This window comes from Micromonospora sp. C97 (assembly GCF_018070385.1).
GTDB lineage: Bacteria > Actinomycetota > Actinomycetes > Mycobacteriales > Micromonosporaceae > Micromonospora > Micromonospora parva.
The window spans coordinates 1-18,584 of sequence record NZ_JAGPXU010000022.1 but is presented as its reverse complement, the minus strand read 5'-3'; the positions used below and the strand labels follow the sequence as shown (position 1 = coordinate 18,584).

Here is an 18,584-nt window from a genome sequence, read left to right as displayed (position 1 = left end):
CCGTCTGGTAGTGCCTGTGGAGAGCGACGGCGACCCGGCCACCCGGGCCGCCGCGGGAACCCGCCCCGCGCACAACCTCTGGCGGCTACGCCGCTACCTGCGCCCGTACGCCGCCGAGTTCGCCTGGCTGCTCGTCGCGGGGCTCGCCGGCACCGCCGCCGGGATCGCCGTACCGCTGGTCGTGCAGCGGGTCGTGGACGGGCCGGTGGCCCGACACGAACCGGCCGGGCTGCTCCAGCTCGGCGGCCTGGCGCTGCTGCTGGGTGTCGTCGAGGCGGTGCTCATCTTCATCCGCCGGTGGGTGCAGTCATCCTCGGCGGTGGGCATGGAGGCGGCGCTGCGCGCCGACGTCTACGCCCACCTGCAACGGCTGCCGACGAGCTTCCACGACCGCTGGCAGTCCGGCCAGCTGCTCTCCCGGATCACCAGCGACCTGTCGGTGATCCGCCGGTTCCTCTCCTTCGGCGTGTTCTTCCTGGTGCTCAACCTGACCACGTACGTGGTCGTGGTGCTGCTGCTGATCAACCTGCATCCGGTGCTCGGGGTGCTGGTAGCGGCCAGCGCGGTGCCGCTGCTGCTGATCAGTCGCCGGTTCGGGCGGCACTACCACGCCGCGTCCCGCCGGATGCAGGACCTGCAGGGCGACGTGGCGACCCTGGTCGAGGAGACCGCACAGGGTCTGCGCACCATGAAGGCGTACGGGCGGGGGCCCGAACTGGCCGGCCGCTTCGCCGGCGCGGCCCGGCGGCTGCACGACACCGGGGTCGGCAAGGGGCGGCTGCTGGCCAACACCTCGGCGCTGCTCGACCTGGTGCCCAACGTGACACTGGGCGTGGTGCTGGCGGCGGGGGCGGCCGCCGCCGCGCACGGGGCGCTCACCATCGGCGAGCTGGTCGCGTTCGTCAGCCTGCAACTGATGCTCATCTGGCCGGTGCAGTCACTGGGTTGGATCATCGCCAACGGTCAGGAGGCGGCCACCGCCGCCGACCGGATCCAGGAGGTGCTGGACACCCCACCGGAGATCGTGGATTCTCCCGGCGCTGTCGCTCTGCCCCGCGACGCGGTGCGCGGCCGGCTGCGCTTCGAGCGCGTCGCGTTCAGCTATCCGGGTGCCAGCACGCCGGTGCTGCGTGAGATCGATCTGAGCATCGAGCCGGGCGAGACACTGGCCCTGGTCGGCGCCACCGGCAGCGGCAAGAGCACACTGCTCTCCCTGGTGCCCCGGCTACACGAGGTGACCGCCGGGCGGATCACAGTGGACGGCCACGACCTGCGCGACCTGCGGCTGGCCTCGCTGCGCCGGCTGGTCGGGGTGGCGTTCGAGGAACCCACGCTCTTCTCCATGTCGGTGCGCGAGAACCTCACCCTGGGTCGCCCGGACGCCGGCGACGACGAGGTCCGCGCGGCCCTCGCGCTGGCCCAGGCCGACTTCGCGTACGACCTGCCCTGGGGGTTGGCCACCCGGGTGGGCGAGCAGGGGTTGTCCCTCTCCGGCGGGCAACGGCAACGGCTCGCGTTGGCGCGGGCCGTGCTCGGCCGACCGGCGGTGCTGGTGCTGGACGACCCGCTCTCCGCCCTCGACGTGCACACGGAAGCCCTGGTCGAGGCGGCGCTTCGCCGGGTCCTGCGCGACAGCACCGCGCTGCTGGTGGTGCACCGGCCGTCGACGATCGCGCTGGCCGACCGGGTCGCCCTGTTGGAGGACGGGCGGATCACCGCGACCGGCACACACTCCGACCTGCTGGCCACCGTCCCGGCGTACCGGGCGCTGCTCGCCGCCGAGCCGCCCGCCGGGCATCCCCCACCGGCCGGGGCCGGCGGGCCCAGCCCGTCCCCTTCGGACGGGTGGGGACTGGTGCGTTCGTGAGCGTGCCCAGGCAGGCCGACCCACCTCCGGAGGAGGAGCCCGAGCTCACCCGCTGGCGCGGAACCGCCACCGACCCGGAGGCCGACCGCAGTCGAGCGGAGGACACCAGCCCCGAGGCGGTGGCCCGGCTGCGCCGGCTCAGCCGCAGCCTGCTGGGCGACCTGCTGCGCGGGCACCGGAAGCGGCTCGCCGCGGCGGTCGCCCTGCTGCTGGTCCAGAACGCCGCCGCGATGGCCGGCCCGTACCTGGTCATGATCGGCATCGACCGGGCCATCCCACCGTTGCGCGCCGGCGACCCCGGGCTGCTGATCGCCGTCGCCGGGGCATTCGCGGTGGCCTCGGTGACCGAGTACGCGGCCCGCCGCGGCTTCCTCGCCCTGTCCGCCCGGATCGGCCAGGCCGTCCTGCTCGACCTGCGCAAACAGGTGTTCGGGCACTTCCTGCGGCTGTCGGTGGACTTCCACGAGCGGTACACGTCCGGCCGGATGGTGTCCCGGCTCACCAGCGACCTGGACTCGATCGCCGAGCTGGTCGACGGTGGGATCGACAGCCTGGTGCTGGCCGGGCTCTCGATCCTGTCGGTGGCCGCCATCCTGCTCTGGCTGGACCTGCCGCTGGCGGGCGTGACGCTGTTCGCGTTTCCGTTCCTGTTCTCGCTCTCCCGCTGGTTCGCCCGGTCGTCGGCCAGCGCGTACCGACGGACCCGGGACGCTGTCGCGCTGGTCATCGTGCACTTCGTCGAGTCGATGCGGGGCATCCGGGCGGTGCAGGCGTTCCGCCGGGAACCCCGCAACCAACGGATCTTCGTGGCGCTCGGCGACGACTACCGACGGACCAGCCTGCACGCGTTCCGGCTGATCGCCACGTACTCGCCGGCGATCAAGCTGATCGGCAACGTCACGGTGGCCGTGGTGCTCTGCTACGGCGGGTGGCGGGTGCTCGGCGGGCAGACCGAGATCGGTGTGCTCGCCGCGTTCCTGCTCTACCTGCGCCGCTTCTTCGAGCCGATGCAGGAGCTGAGCCAGTTCTACAACTCGTTGCAGTCGGCCACCGCCGCCCTGGAGAAGCTGGCCGGGGTGCTCGACGAACGACCGGCCGTCGCCGAACCGGCCCGGCCCACACCACTGCCGACCGGGCCCGGCCGTGGCGAGCTGACCTTCCGGGCGGTCAGCTTCGGCTACCGGACCGACACCCCGATCCTCCGCCGGCTGGAGTTGACGGTGCCGGCCGGGCAGACCGTCGCGCTGATCGGGCCCACCGGGGCGGGCAAGTCGACAATCGCCAAGCTGGTCGCCCGGTTCCACGACCCGGACACCGGCACCGTCACGTTGGACGGGGTCGACCTGCGCGACGTACGCGACGCCGACCTGCGCCGGGCGGTGGTGCTGGTGACGCAGGAGAACCACCTGTTCAGCGGCACCGTCGCGGAGAACATCCGGTTCGGTCGCCCGGGGGCCGACGACGCCGCCGTGCAGGCCGCCGCGCGGGCGATCGGGGCGCACGACTTCATCGCCGCGCTACCCGACGGGTACGCCACCCAGGTGCACCGACGAGGCGGGCGGCTCTCCGCCGGGCAGCGGCAGCTCGTCGCGTTCGCCCGCGCGTTCCTGGCCGACCCGAGCGTGCTCATCCTGGACGAGGCGACGTCGTCGCTGGACGTGCCGACGGAACGTCTGGTGCAGCGGGCACTCGGCACCATCCTGCGCGACCGGACCGCACTGGTGATCGCCCACCGACTCTCCACGGTGGAGACCGCCGACCGGGTGCTCGTCATCGACGGCGGGAAGGTCGTCGAGGACGGCCCACCCGCCGTGCTGGCCCAGGCCGGCGGCCGGTACGCCGCCCTGCACCGCCAGTGGCGCGACTCGCTGATCTAGCCGGGCCGCCCCGGTGGTGGCCGTTCCCCACCGGCCGGTGTGTTCGGCCGCAACTACGTCGCCCCGCACCCGGCGGATGCCTACGATCGCAGGATGACCGACACGGCGAGGACGGCCCGCGCCGGCGTTCCCGAGCGTCCGACCCTGGACGGGCTCGAGGAGAGCTGGGCGCGCCGCTGGCAGGAGGAAGGCACGTACGCGTTCGACCGCTCGAAGGAGCGCAAGGACGTGTACGCGATCGACACCCCGCCGCCGACCGTATCGGGCGAGCTGCACATGGGGCACGTGTTCTCGTACACGCACACCGACACCTCGGCGCGCTACCAGCGGATGCGCGGCAAGGCCGTCTTCTACCCGATGGGCTGGGACGACAACGGCCTGCCCACCGAGCGTCGGGCGCAGAACGTGTACGGGGTGCGACCCGACCCGGCGCTGCCGTACGACCCGGTGTGGCGGCCACCGGCGGCCCCGGTCGACGACGCGGCCCGCCGCGACCCCACCCCGATCTCCCGGCGCAACTTCATCGAGCTGTGCGAACGGCTGACGGTCACCGACGAGCAGGCCTTCGAGGCGCTGTGGCGGCGGCTGGGGCTCTCGGTGGACTGGTCCCTGACGTACACGACGATCGGCCGGATCGCCCGGACCACCAGCCAACGGGCGTTCCTGCGCAACCTGCGCCGCGGCGAGGCGTACCAGTCGGAGGCGCCGACGCTCTGGGACGTCGGCTTCGCCACCGCTGTCGCCCAGGCGGAGCTGGAGGACCGGGAGCGCCCCGGCGCCTACCACCGGCTGCGGTTCGCCACTGCCGACGGGCGTGCGGTGCTCATCGACACCACCCGGCCCGAGCTGTTGCCGGCCTGCGTGGCGCTGGTCTGCCACCCCGACGACGAGCGGTACGCCGACCTGGTGGGCGGCACGGTGCGCAGCCCGCTGTTCGACGTCGAGGTGCCGGTGTACGCCCATCCCCTCGCCGAACCCGGCAAGGGCACCGGCATCGCGATGGTCTGCACCTTCGGTGACCTGACCGACGTGACCTGGTGGCGTGAGCTGGGGCTGGCCACCCGGGTGGTGATCGGCCGGGACGGTCGACTGCTCCCCGAGCCGCCGGACGGGGTGCCCCCGCAGCCGTACGCGGCGCTGGCCGGGCAGACCGTCAACGGTGCCCGCCGGGAGATCGTCGGGATGCTGGCCGACGCCGGTGACCTGATCGGCGAGCCGCGCCCGGTCACGCACCCGGTCAAGTTCTACGAACGCGGTGACCGGCCACTGGAGATCGTCTCGACCCGACAGTGGTATCTGCGCAACGGCGGCCGGGACGAGGCGCTGCGCGCCACCCTGTTGGGTCGCGGCGAGGAGCTGCACTGGGTGCCGGCGCACATGAAACACCGCTACGACAACTGGGTGGGCGGCCTCAACGGGGACTGGCTGGTCAGCCGTCAACGCTTCTTCGGGGTGCCGGTGCCGGTGTGGTACCGGCTCGACGACGCTGGCGAGCCGGACTGGTCCCACCCTCTCACGCCGGACGAGTCCGCGCTGCCGGTCGATCCATCCAGCGATCCGGCGCCGGGGTACGACGAGTCTCAGCGCGGCCAGCCGGGCGGTTTCATCGGCGACCCGGACGTGCTGGACACCTGGGCCACGTCGTCGCTGACCCCGCAGATCGTCGGTGGCTGGGAGACCGACCCGGACCTGTTCGCCAGGGTCTTCCCGATGGACCTCCGCCCGCAGGGGCAGGAGATCATCCGGACCTGGCTCTTCGACAGCGTGGTCCGTTCCCACTTCGAACACGGGGTGCTGCCCTGGCGGGACACTGTGCTCTCGGGCTGGATCCTCGACCCCGACCGCAAGAAGATGGCGAAGTCCAAGGGAAACGTGGTGACCCCGCTGGCCCTGTTGGAGCAGCACGGCTCGGACGCGGTGCGCTACTGGGCGGCCAGCGGCAAGCCCGGCATGGACCTGGCGTTCGACCCGGCGCAGATCAAGGTGGGCCGGCGACTGGCCACCAAGCTGCTCAACGCGTCCAAGTTCGCGCTCGGGCTGGGCGCGGCGGACGCCCTGCGCGCCCCGACGACCACACCACTGGACCGGGCCATGCTCGCCGAGCTGGCCACCGTGGTCACCGCCGCGGGCGCCGCCTTCGACTCGTACGACCACACGGCGGCGTTGCAGGTGACCGAGGCGTTCTTCTGGCGGTTCTGCGACGACTACATCGAGCTGGTCAAGGAGCGCGCCTACGGCACCGGCGCGGCGGCCGACTCGGCACGGGCCGCGTTGGCCTCGGCGCTGTCGGTGCAGCTGCGGTTGTTCGCCCCGGTGCTGCCGTACGTGACCGAGGAGGTCTGGTCGTGGTGGCGTTACGGCTCGGTGCACCGGGCACCCTGGCCCACCACCCACGAGGTGGCCCGGACGATCGAGGGGTCGGGGGACCCGGCGCTGCTGCGGCTCGCCGGTGACGCGTTGAGCCAGGTGCGCCGGGCCAAGTCGGAGCGGAAGCTGTCGATGAAGGCGGAGGTGCCGTTGGCCGAGGCGCTCGGCCCGGCGGCGCTGCTGGAGCAGCTCACACTGGTCGCCGACGACCTACGGGCGGCGGGCCGGATCGGCAAGCTCGACCTGCTCCCGGACCGCGCCCCGGAGCTGGTCATCGCCTGCGCCTTCTGACCCGGGTCCGCCGCCGCCCGTCCGGGCGGCGGCGGACCGTCGGGTCACCAGCCGCGCAGGAACCGCAGCCCGAGCAGGAACGCGACCACGGAGGGCCCCACCAGCAGGGTGATCGCCTGGAGTCGGTACGGCATCCGGTGCCGGGTCAGCTCCCCCGCGTTGCCCAGCACGATCGCCCCGGCCAACATCAGGAAGGCGCCCCACCAGCCGGTCTTGAGGTGGATCAGATCCACCCGGATCAGTTGCAGGGTCAGGCCGAGCAGCGCGCCGGTCAGCGCGAGCAGGGCGACCGCCCGGTGCAGGCCGCGGGCCAGCGGGTGAGCCGCCCGCCAGCCGTAGGTGCCGGCGACGGCCAGGCAGGGCAGCACCACCAGCAGCGGCCAGCCCCGCCCCATCACGCCGAACATCAGCAGCGCGCCGACCGCGAAGACGATCGTGCCGACGCAGGCCAGCACGTACCCGGCGAAGGACCGGCCACCCCCGCGGGCCAGCAACGGCCCACCGCTGGCCGCGATCAACGCGGCCGGAATCAGGATGAACACGGCCCACCAGTGGAACTGGCCGCTGCCCTGGGCCGCCGTGGCGACCGTGGCACAGGCCAGCCCGGCGACGGCCAGGCTGGTCAGCCACGGCCGGCTGCTCCGGGAGTACGGCTCAGCCAACGACGTCCGCTCCGCTTCGACGCTCACGCCCGTCAGCCTGACCCGAGCGGGCCCGACCGGTCCATCCGGCCAGCCCTACCGCCGGGCGGGGGCTGGCCGGAACAGCAGCTCGCACCGCTGTCAACTCGTCTCGCCGGCCACGCTGAACGAGCGCAGGCGGTCGATGGCGAGCACTGTGAAGCCGACGCTGACCAGCGCGGTCATCACCGACGCCACCGACACCGACACGCTCGCCTCCAACAGCCCGGTGGGGGCGATCCGGTCGGCGAGGGCGATCACGTACTGCTGGATGGAGAGCACCTTGGTGCCGCTGACGAAGTTGCCCAGCAGACCCTCCCAGATCAGCACGTAGACCAGGCCGAGGAGCACCGGCCGCCTGGTGACCAGGCTGAGCGCGAGGAAGAACGCCGAGTACGCCAGCGCGCCGAGCGCCGCCGCGGCGGCCAGCGCCAGACCGAGGCGTACCGAACTGGCGAGCACGCCCGCGACGTAGAGCGGCACCGCCACGGTGACCGCGGTGACCCCGGCGGCCACCGCGAGCTTCGGCAGCACGATCTGCCAGCGCGGCAGCGGCTTGGTCAGGATGTGCACCACGGTGCCGTCGTCGATCTCGGCGCCCAGCACGCCCGTGCCGATGATCAGCGCGACCACCGGTAGCACCACGGCGAGCCCGAGACCGACGAGCACCGGCGGCCCCCACTCGCGCGGGTCCACCCCCAGCGACCGACAGAGCACGGCCAGGCCGAGCAGCACCAACGGCAGCGGCAACAGCAGCAGGAACCGACGTCGGCCGAACAACCCGCGCGCGGTGATCCAGGTAACCGTGGACATCTATGCCTCCACCAGGTAGGAGAAGACGCTCTCCAGGGATTCGTCGGACGGCACCAGTTGCCGCACCCGGATGCCCTTGCTCAGGGCGATCCGGGGTAGCGCCCGGGTGAACGCGCCGTAGTCACCGGCCCGCACGGTCAGGCCGGTCGGTTCCAACTCGACCCCGCTCACCGACGCCTCGGCGATCAGCGCGACGGCCAACGCCCGGTCGTCGGTGGAGCGCACCGCGAAGACGTGCGGGCGGTTGGTCATCAACCGGCGGATGGTCCGGAAGTCGCCGGAGGCTGCCAACCGGCCGGCCACCATCACCTGCACCGTTCCGGAGACCTGCTCGACCTCCTCCAGGATGTGCGAGCTGAACAGGATCGTCCGGCCGGCGTCGCCCAGGGTGTGCAGCAGCTGCATCATGTGCAGCCGCTGGCGGGGGTCCATGCCGTTGAACGGCTCGTCGAGCAGCAGCACCTGCGGGTCGTGCACCAGTGCGGCGGCCACTCGGGCGCGCTGGCGCATGCCCTTGGAGTACGTGCCGATCCGGCGGTCCTGCGCCGATTCCAGCTCCACCAGATCGATCGCCCGTCGGGCCGCGGCCGCGGGGTCGGGCAGCCGGTGCAGCTTCGCGCTGGCCAGCACGAACTCGTACGCGGTCAGGAAGCCCTGCACCGCTTCCCGTTCGCTGACCAGCCCCAACCGCCGGTAGACGTCGGGGTTGCGCCAGGTCGGCTCGTCGTCGAGGGTGACAGTGCCGCGCGACGGGGCGAGGAACCCGGCCATCATGTGCAGCAGCGTGGTCTTGCCGGCGCCGTTCGGGCCGAGCAGCCCGGTCACGCCCGGCCCCAGGGCCATGCTGATGTCGTTGACGGCGACCACGTTGCCGTACCACCGGGACACCCCGGTCAGGCTCAGCGTGCTCATCAGGAGGCGACCTTCCGGTAGCGGGCCAGCAGCAGAGCGGTCGCGCCGGCGACCAGCAGCACCGCGGCCAGGGCGTAGACCGGGCCGAACCCGCCGATGGACGGGCCGCCCTGGTCACCTTCGACGAGCAGGTCACCGAGCGACCAGATGCCCACCCCCTGCACCAGCGTGGACGGGGAGGCGAGCCCGGCCAGTTCGTTGGCGGCGCGCGACGGCAGGATGCTCAGCACGCCCACGATCGGGGTGGTCATCAGAAAGACCGCGACCACACCGCCGGCGGCGAAGGCACGCTTGCCGGTCAGCGACGCGACGAGCAGGCCGACCGAGGCGAAGACCACCGCCCACAGGCCGGCGTAGAGCAGCCCGGGCAGCAGGTCGAGCAACTCGTTCCACACCCCGCGCATGCCCTGCTTGGTGGTGAACGCGGCGCCCAGGAACATCAGCAGCTGCGGTCCGCCGAGCAGCAGCCAGAGCGCGGTGGCCAGCGCCAGCAGCTTGGCCAACGCGTAGTCGCTGCGCGGCAGCGGCCGGGAGAAGTACAGCGGCAGTACACCGCTGCGCAGATCGCGGGAGACCAGCTCCGGGGCGACGACCGCGACGAAGAAGATGACCAGCCAGCTCATCGAGTCGGCGAACTGGGCGTACGTGGCGACCGGCTCGCCGATCTGGCTACGGATGGCGGCCAGGGCCACCGCGACCAGGGTGACGATGCCGACCACCAGCCACGGGAAGATCTTGGCCTTGGCGCTGCGCCCGAACCCGAACGCGGTGCGCAGACCGTGCAGGTAGAGCGCGCCGAAGACCTGCCGACGGCCCAGCCTCGGGCCCTCGTAGCGCTGGTAGCCGATGTCGTGGATGACTCCGGTCGGCGTCTGCCGGGCGGTGGTGGTGGACGGCTCAGGCATGAGTGAGCTCCCTCGTGGCGAAGAGTTCGGCCACCCGGTGCCGGCGCTGGTCGAGTCGGTGCAGTGGCAGGTCGAGGTCGGCGACCGCGCCGAGGATCAGGTCGTAGGTGCCGTCGTCGGCGAGCGGCACGAGGAGCAGCCGCCCGTCCCGGGCGACCGGCAGCTTCAGCTCGGCGAGTCGGGCGGCGAGCTCCTCGGTGCCCTCACTGACCTCAACGGCGAGCACGTCGGTGGCCGTGGTCATCGCGGAGATGTTGTCGGCGCGCAGCAACCGGCCACCGTCGATGGCGATCAGCGTGTCGCAGATCCGCTCGACCTCGCCGAGGAGGTGTGAGCAGACCAGGACGGAGATGCCGAACTCGGTGCCGATCCGGTGCACCAGGGCCAGCATGGCGTCGCGGCCGGCCGGGTCCAGACCGTTCGTCGGCTCGTCGAGCAACAGCAGGTCGGGGTCGTGCACGAGCGCCTGGGCCAGCTTGACGCGCTGCTTCATGCCGGTCGAGTAGCCACCGACCGGCCGGTAGCGCTCCTCATAGAGCCCCACGTGCCGCAGCGCCTCCGAGGCCCGCTCGCGGGCCGCGGTGCGGGGCAGGCCGCTCATCCGGCCGAGGTGGGTGACCAGCTCGGCGGCGGACAGGTCCGGTGGGAGGCAGTCGTGCTCCGGCATGTAACCGACCCGGTTGCGGACGGCCGCCGGGTCCGCGGTCGGGTCGATGCCCAGCACCGAGACCTGGCCGCTGGTTGGTGCGATCAGGCCGAGCAGGATCTTGATCAAGGTGGATTTGCCGGCGCCGTTCGCGCCCACCAGGCCGATGATCCCGGGCTCGACGGCGACGGTGAGGTCGGCCAACGCGGTGACCCGACCTCCGTACGTCTTGGTGAGCGACTGGGTCGCGATCAGTGTCACGCGCCCAGCGTAGGGAGTCGATGCCCAGCATGGACACCGGCACGCCCCCGGCGCTCCCCTGATCCTTTCCCGGCCGGCCCCCTAAGGTCCGCGGCGGGCTCTCGCGGCGTTTTCGCCGGTCCCGCGTTCGGTCGGACCCCGCTTCCGGAAAGACCCATCCGAGGTGACACCATTCACCTCTCGTTCACCGGGCATCGATCCGCCTGGCGATCGACCGACGACGCGGGAGGGATCCTGATGGCCGAGGTGGGCGTCCCGAAGGTGAGCGTCGTGGTGCCGGCGTACAACTGCGGCCCGCACATCGAGAAGCTCGTCGCCTCACTGCTGCGCCAGTCACTGCCCGCCGACGAGTTCGAGATGATCTTCGTCGACGACGGCTCGACCGACGAGACGGCCGAGCGGCTGGATCGGCTGGCCGCTGAGCACCGACACGTCACTGTGCTGCACATCGAGAACTCCGGCTGGCCGTCGCGTCCGCGCAACCTCGGCATCGAGCAGGCCCGCGGCGAGTACGTCTTCTTCGCCGACGACGACGACTGGTTCGCCGACGAGGCGTTGGAGCGGCTGTACGCCTGCGCGAAGGCGAACGACGCCGACATCGTGATCGGGAAGATGGCCGGGTACGGCCGGCCCGTGCCGCGGGAGCTGTTCCGGAAGAACCGCTTCGACGCGACGCTCGGCAACTCACCTCTGATCGACAGTCTGACCTGCCACAAGCTGTTCCGGCGGTCGTTCCTCAACGAGCACGGTCTGCGGTTCCCGGAGGGCGGCAAGCGTCGGCTGGAGGATCATTCGCTGGTGGTCCGGGCCTACTTCCTGTCCCGGCGGACCTCCGTGTTGTCCGACTACATCTGCTACCACCACGTTCAACGGGGCGACGCACGCAACGTCACCGCGGCCCCGCTGGACCCGTCGAGCTACTACGCCAGCGTGCGGGAGGCGCTGGACGTGGTGGACGCCCACACCGAGCCGGGTGCGCTGCGGGACCGGCTGCACCGGCGCTGGCTGCGCAACGAGATGCTCAGCCGGCTGCGCGGCAAGCGGCTGCTGAACGCCCCTGAGGCATGGGTGGAGCAGGTCGCGCTGGAGGTCCAGAAGATCATGCAGGACCGCTTCGCCCCTGGCGTCGCCGGTGGGCTGCCGCCGATGCTCCGGGCGATGGCGTACCTGGCGGAGCGGGGCCGGGTCGCGGACCTGCGCAGGCTTGCCCACTGGGAGGCGGGCATCGGCGCCCACGGCACCGTCGGTGAGCTTCGGCGCGCCGACCACGCCGTCACGGTGACCGTCGCCGCCGAGCTGCGCTCCGCGGACCAGCCGGTCAGCTTTCGTGCCGACGGTGACCGCGACGTGCTGATGCTGCCGATGGAGGAGATCGAGCCCGAGGTGCTCGACGCGACCGCGCAGGTGCGCAAGGCCCGCCTGGACCTGGTGGCCCGCCACCGGGAGACCGGCGCCGAGATCTTCCTGCCGAACACCTTCGAGACCGAACGGATCACCGGTACGACAGCGGCGGACACGGTCCACCTGGTGCACCGGGCCACCGCCACCATCGACTTCGCCGCCCTCAACGGTGGCCGGACGCGGGGTAGCTGGCTGCTCAAGGCCCGGATCACCAACGTGGGCTGGACCGAGGACGCGCGACTGCCGCTGGTGTTCATCTGCCGGGCCGACGGCTCGCGACCGCGCATCCGCGACGAGCGGAAGGTGTGGAACCGGCTGCGGTCGGCGGTGGGCCGGCGGATCAAACGCTGACCCGGCGGCGGGGGTCTTGGAGTGGCACCCTCGACCGATCGGCGGTCGGCTGCGAAACTGTGTGCCGGTCAGCGAGTGGGGAGCGTGAATGAGCAACGGCTGGGTGCTGCCCGACGACGTGCTACGGGACGCGCCGGCGTACACGCCACGTCCCGGTGAGCTCGCGGATCTGGAGCTGCTGCTGACCGGCGCGTACGCCCCGCTGACCGGCTTCATGACCCGCGCCGACCTGGTCTCGGTGAGCCGGCGCGGCCGGCTGGCCGACGGCACCCCGTGGCAGGTGGCGGTGGTTCTCCAGGTGCCGACCGCGCTGGCGCAGAGCTTCGATCCGCGCGACCCGGCCCGCCGGGCGCTCGTGCTGACCGACGGGGAGGGTGCCCCGGCTGCGGCCCTGGACGTGGCCGACGTCTGGCCGATCCGCGAGGGTGTGGCGGGGGTGGGCGGCCAGGTCCGACGACTGGGCGACGGTGGGCACGGCCCGTTCCAGCGGCTGCGTCGTGACCCGGAGGAGGTCCGCGCGCTGCTGCCCCCGGGCCGGGTGCTCGGGGTGATCGCCGATCGGCCGTTGCATCGTCCGCAGCTCGCCCAGATCGCCCATGCCGCCCGCACCCTGGCCGCTCATCTGCTCGTGATGATCCCGGTCGGTGAGGGCGGCGTCGGTGGGCTCCCACCGGAGGCGCTGGTCCGTACGATCTTCGCCGCCCGCGACCGGATGCCGCCCGCCACGCTGGTCGCGGTGCCGCTGTCGCACCGCAACGAGGAGATCAGCGACGCGTTGCTGCGCGCCCGGGTCTCCGCCGCGTACGGGGTCACCCACCTGCTCTCCACCGGGGAGATGCTCTCGGGCGCCGGGCTGCGGGTGCTGGTGCCCCGCGAACTCGCCTACGACAACCGGGACGGGCAGTGGCGGTGGCGGGAGGACATCCCACCGCGCAACCGCCGGCTCGCGCTGACCCAGGCGGAGATCGACGACCTGCTCGACAGGGGTTTCCCGCTGCCGGAGTGGCACACGCCGCCCGCTGTGGCGCGGGAGTTGGCCCGGGCCCGGCCGCCGCGCCGGCAGCGAGGGCTGGTGGTCTTCCTGACCGGCCTCTCCGGCTCCGGCAAGTCGACTGTCGCCCGGGGGCTGGCGGACGCGTTGCGGGAGAGCGGCGACCGGACGGTGACCCTGCTCGACGGGGACGTGGTGCGCCGGGAGCTCTCGGCCGGGTTGAGTTTCAGCAAGGCCGACCGGGACCTCAACGTCCGGCGGATCGGCTGGGTGGCCGCCGAGATCGCCCGGCACCGTGGGGTGAGCATCTGCTGCCCGATCGCCCCGTACGCGGCGGCCCGCGCCACCGCCCGGGAGATGGCTCTCGCCGCCGGGGCGGGTTTCGTGCTGGTGCACGTGGCCACTCCGCTGGAGGTGTGCGAGCGCAGGGACCGCAAGGGCCTGTACGCGCGGACGCGGGCCGGCCTGCTCACCGGGATGACCGGCATCGACGACCCGTACGAGGAGCCGACCGACGCGGATCTGGTTCTCGACACCAGTGACGTGAGCGTGGCGGACGCGGTTCAGGCGGTGCTGCACCATCTGACCGAGACCGGTTGGGTGGAGCTGACCATCCCGTCCACCTGAGGCGTCGCCGTACCCCGTTTCTTCCGCCGCTGACCGGCACGCGCTAGTGTTCATCTTTGTTGGAACACGTTTGACCGCGTGAGGGTACGTGGACCCCGGGGAGGCACGGCGGATGCTCGCTCAGCAGCGGCAGGCGGCCATCCTGGAGCGGGTCCGCTCGACCGGCGGCGTCCGGGTCAGCGAGCTGGCCGGCGAGTTCGGCGTGTCCGACATGACCATCCGGCGTGACCTGGACGCGCTGCACGAGCGCGGCCTGCTGGCCAAGGTGCACGGCGGTGCCACCACGACCGGGCCGAGCGCGACCGACGAGCCGGGCTTCCGCGCCAAGTCGGTCCGCCAACTGCCGGAGAAGGCGGCCATCGCCGATCGGGCCGCCCAACTGGTCCGGCCCGGCGCGGCGGTCGCGCTCTCCGCCGGCACCACCACCGCCGAGCTGGCCCGCCGGCTGGTGGACGTCCCCGAGCTGACCGTCGTGACGAACTCGCTGCCGGTGGCCGAGATCATGCACGCGGGCGGTCGTCCGGACCAGACGGTGGTGCTCACCGGCGGGGTACGCACACCGTCGGACGCGCTGGTCGGCCCACTCGCGGTGCGGGCCGTCCGGTCACTGCACCTGGATCTGCTCTTCCTGGGCGTGCACGGCATCACCGAGCGGGCCGGCTTCACCACCCCGAACCTGATGGAGGCGGAGACCGACCGGGCGCTGGTGGCCGCGGCGGACCAACTGGTGGTGCTCGCCGACCACACCAAGTGGGGCACCGTGGGCATCTCCTCGATCGTCGAGTTGGCGGCGGCCCACGTACTGGTCAGCGACGACCGGTTGCCCCCAGCCGCACGGCGGGTACTCGACGAACGGGTGGGCGAACTGATCATGGTGAAGGCGACAGGGGGCGGGCCGCGTGACGCGCACGCCGACAACTGAGGGGACGGCGCCGTGAAGCGCACCGCGATCGACCTGGCCGACGGCCGGGAGCTGATCTACTTCGACGAGCGCGACGACGCGGTCCGCGACCAGCCGGACCGCCGGGACCTGCCACCGCCTCCCCCCGCGTCGCAACTGCGCTACGACCCGCTGACCGACGAGTGGGTGGCGGTCGCCGTGCACCGGCAGACCCGCACCTTCCTCCCACCGGCGAACGAGTGCCCGCTCGACCCGTCGGTGGGCGACCGGCTGACCGAGATCCCCGCACCCGACTACGACGTGGTGGTCTTCGAGAACCGGTTTCCGTCGCTGAGCGGTCGGGTGGCCGAGGAGCCCGGGGAGATCACCCCGTTCACACCGGTCCGGCCGGGCGTCGGCCGGTGCGAGGTGGTCTGCTTCACCTCCGACCACAACGCGTCCTTCGCCAGCCTGCCGCCGCGCCGGGTCCGCACCGTGTTGGACGCGCTCGCCGACCGCACCGAGGCGCTCGGCGCGCTGCCCGGCGTCGAGCAGGTCTTCTGCTTCGAGAACCGGGGCGTCGAGATCGGTGTCACGCTGCACCACCCGCACGGGCAGATCTACGCGTACCCCTTCGTGACGCCGCGCACCCGCGCGATGCTGGCCGCGGCCCGCCGGCACGCCGAGCGGACCGGCGGGGGCAACCTGTACGCGGACGTGCTGGCCGCCGAGCGGGCCACCGGTGACCGGGTGGTCGCCGAGAACGAACACTGGACGGCGTACGTCCCGGCGGCCGCCCGCTGGCCGTTCGAGGTGCACGTCGCGCCGCACCGGGTGCTGCCGGACATCCCGGCGCTCAGCGACAGCGAGCGGGAGTCGTTCGGTCCGCTCTACCTGGATCTGCTGCGCCGCTTCGACGGCCTGTTCGACATGCCGATGCCGTACATCTCGGCCTGGCACCAGGCCCCGGTACGGATCGATCGCGAGTTGGGTTACCTGCACCTGCAGCTGTTCAGCATCCGGCGGGCCACCGACAAGCTGAAGTTCCTGGCGGGCTCCGAGTCCGGGATGGGCGTCTTCATCAACGACATCGCCCCGGAACGCGCCGCCGACCTGCTGCGTGCCGCCTGAGCGGGCCCGCTGTGGCCGTTGGCTGAGCACGGCCGGGCCGACGTTGCGGGAAACAGGGCGCGGGGGGCCCGGGACAGGGCCCCCCGCAGGGAAGGGACGGCTGGCTGTGCACGGCACAGCCGGGAAGGCTGGCTGATCGGCGCACGGTGCCGCGGGTCGACCGTGGTCAACCTTCCTGGACGCGACTGGCATCTCGTCCATCCTGGTCAACGAGGCGCGCCGGCAGCAGTGACGCCGGCCGGCGTGGCGGCCCCGGACACACCGGAGCCCGCCGGCAGGGTGCCGGCGGGCTCCGATGACGCGGTACGCCCGGATCAGGCGGCGAGCTTGCGGGCCAGGTTCTCGTCGAGAGCGTTCATGAACTCGTCGGTGGTCAGCCACGGGGCGTCGCGCGAGATGAGCAGCGCGAGGTCCTTGGTCATCTGGCCACCCTCGACGGTGTCGACGATGACCTGCTCCAGCGTGTTGGCGAACTCGGTGACCGCCGGCGTGCCGTCCAGCTTGCCCCGGTGGGCCAGGCCCCGGGTCCAGGCGTAGATCGACGCGATCGGGTTGGTCGAGGTCTTCTCGCCCTTCTGGTACTGCCGGTAGTGCCGGGTGACAGTGCCGTGCGCGGCCTCGGCCTCGACGGTACGGCCGTCCGGGGAGAGCAGGACGGAGGTCATCAGACCCAGCGAGCCGAAGCCCTGCGCCACGGTGTCGGACTGCACGTCACCGTCGTAGTTCTTGCAGGCCCAGACATAGCCGCCCTCCCACTTGAGCGCGGCGGCGACCATGTCGTCGATGAGCCGGTGCTCGTAGGTGAGGCCGGCGGCGTCGAACTCGGCCTTGAACTCCGCCTCGAACACCTCGGCGAAGATGTCCTTGAAGCGGCCGTCGTACGCCTTGAGGATGGTGTTCTTGGTCGACATGTAGACCGGGTAGTTGCGGTCCAGGCCGTACCGGAACGAGGCGCGGGCGAAGTCCCGGATCGACTCGTCGTAGTTGTACATGCCCATGGCGATGCCGCCGCCGGGGAAGTTGGCGACCTCCATCTCCATCGGCGTGCCGCCGTCGGCCGGGGTGTAGGTGATGGTCACCGTGCCCGGGCCGGGGACGACGAAGTCGGTGGCCTTGTACTGGTCACCGTGGGCGTGCCGGCCGATGATGATCGGCTTGGTCCAGCCGGGGACCAGCCGCGGCACGTTGGACATGATGATCGGCTCACGGAAGACGACGCCGCCGAGGATGTTGCGGATGGTGCCGTTGGGCGACCGCCACATCTTCTTCAGGCCGAACTCCTCGACCCGGGCCTCGTCCGGGGTGATGGTCGCGCACTTGACGCCGACGCCGTGCTCCTTGATGGCGTTGGCGGCGTCGATCGTGACCTGGTCGTCGGTCTCGTCGCGGTGCTGGATCGACAGGTCGTAGTAGTGCAGGTCGACGTCGAGGTAGGGCAGGATCAGCTGCTCCCGGATCTGCTTCCAGATGATCCGGGTCATCTCGTCGCCGTCGAGTTCTACGACCGGGTTGTTTACCTTGATCTTCGCCATCGGCCGGCGCTCCTCTCGGGGGACACGTGCTCAAGCAGTACGAGCGTACTGCAATTGGACCGGCAGCCCCCAGCCGGCCTCGACCGGCCGGCGGAACCGGACTGCGCGGAACAGGAATGCCCTGGAATCATCGTCCGATGCCACTGAACCGCACCCTCGGGTCTATCACGGTCACTGCGCTCACCGACGGTGAGGGTCAGTTCTTCCAGCCTCGCGCGGACGCGTTTCCGCAGGCCACGGCCGCTCACTGGGCGGAGGCCGACCGACGCGACCCCGGCTCGGTGACCGCCGACGGGCAGTGGTGGCTGCCGTTCCGCAGCTTCGCGATCCGGGTCGACGACGGGCCGGTGACGCTCGTCGACGCCGGCATCGGGCCGTCGGACTCCCTCGCCGCGAGCTGGGCGCCGGTGCCCGGCCGGATGCCCGCCGAGCTGGCCGCCGCCGGCATCGACCCGGCCGACGTCGACACGGTAGTGCTGACCCATCTGCACAGCGACCACATCGGCTGGGCGGTCACCGGCACGCCGGGGCGGCCGTACTTCCCGAACGCGAGCTACCTGGTGCAACGGGCCGAAGTCGACGCGGCGGAGACGCTGAACCCGGGGCTGCCGGCCGGCGTGATCGGGCCGTTGCGCGCCGCCGGCCAGCTCCGGGTGGTCGACGGCGAGACCACCCTCACCCCGGCGGTACGTCTGCTGCCCACCCCCGGCCACACCCCTGGCCACCAGTCGGTGCTGCTGACCGCAGCCGACGAGCGGATGCTGTTCACCGGCGACCTGCTGGTGCACATGGTGCAGCTGGTCGATCCCGACCTGGCGTACGCCCACGAGGTGGACCAGGAACAAGCCCGCCGCTCCCGCCAGACCGCCCTGGCCACGGCGAACCCCACCCTCCTGGCCACCCCCCACCTGGCCACCCCCTTCACCCTTCACCCCCTGCCCACCGCCGACCCCACCCTCTGATCGGTTGATCATGAGGTTGGCGGGGTTTTCGATCTCCACGCCTGCCGCTAACCCCATGATCGACCGGAGGGGGTGGGGTGGGGTGGGGTG

The 18,584-nt window shown here is 72.0% G+C and carries 14 protein-coding genes; 8 read left to right on the top strand and 6 right to left on the bottom strand.

All coding sequences use genetic code 11. The annotated features are described in order from the left end of the window. Positions 1 to 10: 10 nt before the first annotated feature. The 3 genes from KBX26_RS23835 (at position 11) to valS (ending at position 6,402) form a co-directional block, all read left to right on the top strand. Positions 11 to 1,867, top strand: a complete 1,857-nt coding sequence (locus KBX26_RS23835; protein ID WP_374224325.1) for an ABC transporter ATP-binding protein — start codon at positions 11 to 13, stop codon at positions 1,865 to 1,867. Then, complete coding sequence (locus tag KBX26_RS23830) at positions 1,864 to 3,744, top strand: ABC transporter ATP-binding protein (protein ID WP_051708852.1); 1,881 nt, start codon at positions 1,864 to 1,866, stop codon at positions 3,742 to 3,744. Before KBX26_RS23835 ends, KBX26_RS23830 begins: the two co-directional genes overlap by 4 nt. A 93-nt stretch (positions 3,745 to 3,837) precedes the next feature. After that, positions 3,838 to 6,402 carry a valine--tRNA ligase gene (valS, locus tag KBX26_RS23825; protein WP_210866471.1) on the top strand — a complete coding sequence of 855 codons (2,565 nt, stop codon included), beginning with the start codon at positions 3,838 to 3,840 and terminating at the stop codon, positions 6,400 to 6,402. 44 nt (positions 6,403 to 6,446) lie between these two features. On the opposite strand, the gene KBX26_RS23820 is transcribed toward valS, so the two are convergent. From KBX26_RS23820 to KBX26_RS23800, 5 genes are all read right to left on the bottom strand, one after another. Next, positions 6,447 to 7,091 (bottom strand): hypothetical protein, encoded by a 645-nt coding sequence (locus KBX26_RS23820; RefSeq protein ID WP_210861554.1) that lies wholly within the window; start codon positions 7,089 to 7,091, stop codon positions 6,447 to 6,449. A 93-nt stretch (positions 7,092 to 7,184) separates the two neighbouring features. Continuing rightward, the gene (locus KBX26_RS23815) at positions 7,185 to 7,895 is read right to left on the bottom strand and encodes an ABC transporter permease subunit (RefSeq protein WP_030337472.1); all 711 of its coding nucleotides are present in this window, start codon (positions 7,893 to 7,895) and stop codon (positions 7,185 to 7,187) included. Next, on the bottom strand, positions 7,896 to 8,807 hold the full coding sequence (locus KBX26_RS23810; RefSeq protein WP_210866470.1) for an ABC transporter ATP-binding protein: 912 nt from the start codon (positions 8,805 to 8,807) through the stop codon (positions 7,896 to 7,898). It lies immediately after the preceding gene. Further along, entirely contained in the window at positions 8,807 to 9,712 is a 906-nt protein-coding gene (locus KBX26_RS23805; protein WP_051708851.1) for an ABC transporter permease, read from the bottom strand. The genes KBX26_RS23810 and KBX26_RS23805 overlap by 1 nt, the downstream gene beginning before the upstream one ends. Continuing rightward, entirely contained in the window at positions 9,705 to 10,619 is a 915-nt protein-coding gene (locus KBX26_RS23800) for an ABC transporter ATP-binding protein (protein ID WP_030337468.1), read from the bottom strand. Before KBX26_RS23800 ends, KBX26_RS23805 begins: the two co-directional genes overlap by 8 nt. Positions 10,620 to 10,856: 237 nt before the next feature. Between KBX26_RS23800 and KBX26_RS23795 the strand changes: the two genes are divergently transcribed. The 4 genes from KBX26_RS23795 (at position 10,857) to galT (ending at position 16,000) form a co-directional block, all read left to right on the top strand. Beyond that, the gene (locus tag KBX26_RS23795) at positions 10,857 to 12,371 is read left to right on the top strand and encodes a glycosyltransferase family 2 protein (RefSeq protein ID WP_210858959.1); all 1,515 of its coding nucleotides are present in this window, start codon (positions 10,857 to 10,859) and stop codon (positions 12,369 to 12,371) included. 88 nt (positions 12,372 to 12,459) lie between these two features. Next, positions 12,460 to 13,989 (top strand): adenylyl-sulfate kinase, encoded by a 1,530-nt coding sequence (gene cysC, locus KBX26_RS23790; RefSeq protein ID WP_210866469.1) that lies wholly within the window; start codon positions 12,460 to 12,462, stop codon positions 13,987 to 13,989. A gap of 112 nt (positions 13,990 to 14,101) precedes the next feature. Continuing rightward, positions 14,102 to 14,911, top strand: a complete 810-nt coding sequence (locus KBX26_RS23785; RefSeq protein ID WP_210858957.1) for a DeoR/GlpR family DNA-binding transcription regulator — start codon at positions 14,102 to 14,104, stop codon at positions 14,909 to 14,911. 12 nt (positions 14,912 to 14,923) lie between these two features. Then, positions 14,924 to 16,000 (top strand): galactose-1-phosphate uridylyltransferase, encoded by a 1,077-nt coding sequence (galT, locus tag KBX26_RS23780; RefSeq protein ID WP_210858955.1) that lies wholly within the window; start codon positions 14,924 to 14,926, stop codon positions 15,998 to 16,000. A gap of 314 nt (positions 16,001 to 16,314) precedes the next feature. Here galT and KBX26_RS23775 read toward each other — a convergent pair whose 3' ends face one another. Then, positions 16,315 to 17,532, bottom strand: coding sequence for an NADP-dependent isocitrate dehydrogenase (locus tag KBX26_RS23775; RefSeq protein WP_030337461.1), 1,218 nt, complete (start codon positions 17,530 to 17,532; stop codon positions 16,315 to 16,317). A 137-nt stretch (positions 17,533 to 17,669) separates the two neighbouring features. On the opposite strand from KBX26_RS23775, the gene KBX26_RS23770 reads away from it, so the two are divergent. Then, on the top strand, positions 17,670 to 18,494 hold the full coding sequence (locus KBX26_RS23770) for an MBL fold metallo-hydrolase (RefSeq protein ID WP_210858953.1): 825 nt from the start codon (positions 17,670 to 17,672) through the stop codon (positions 18,492 to 18,494). Positions 18,495 to 18,584: the final 90 nt, after the last annotated feature.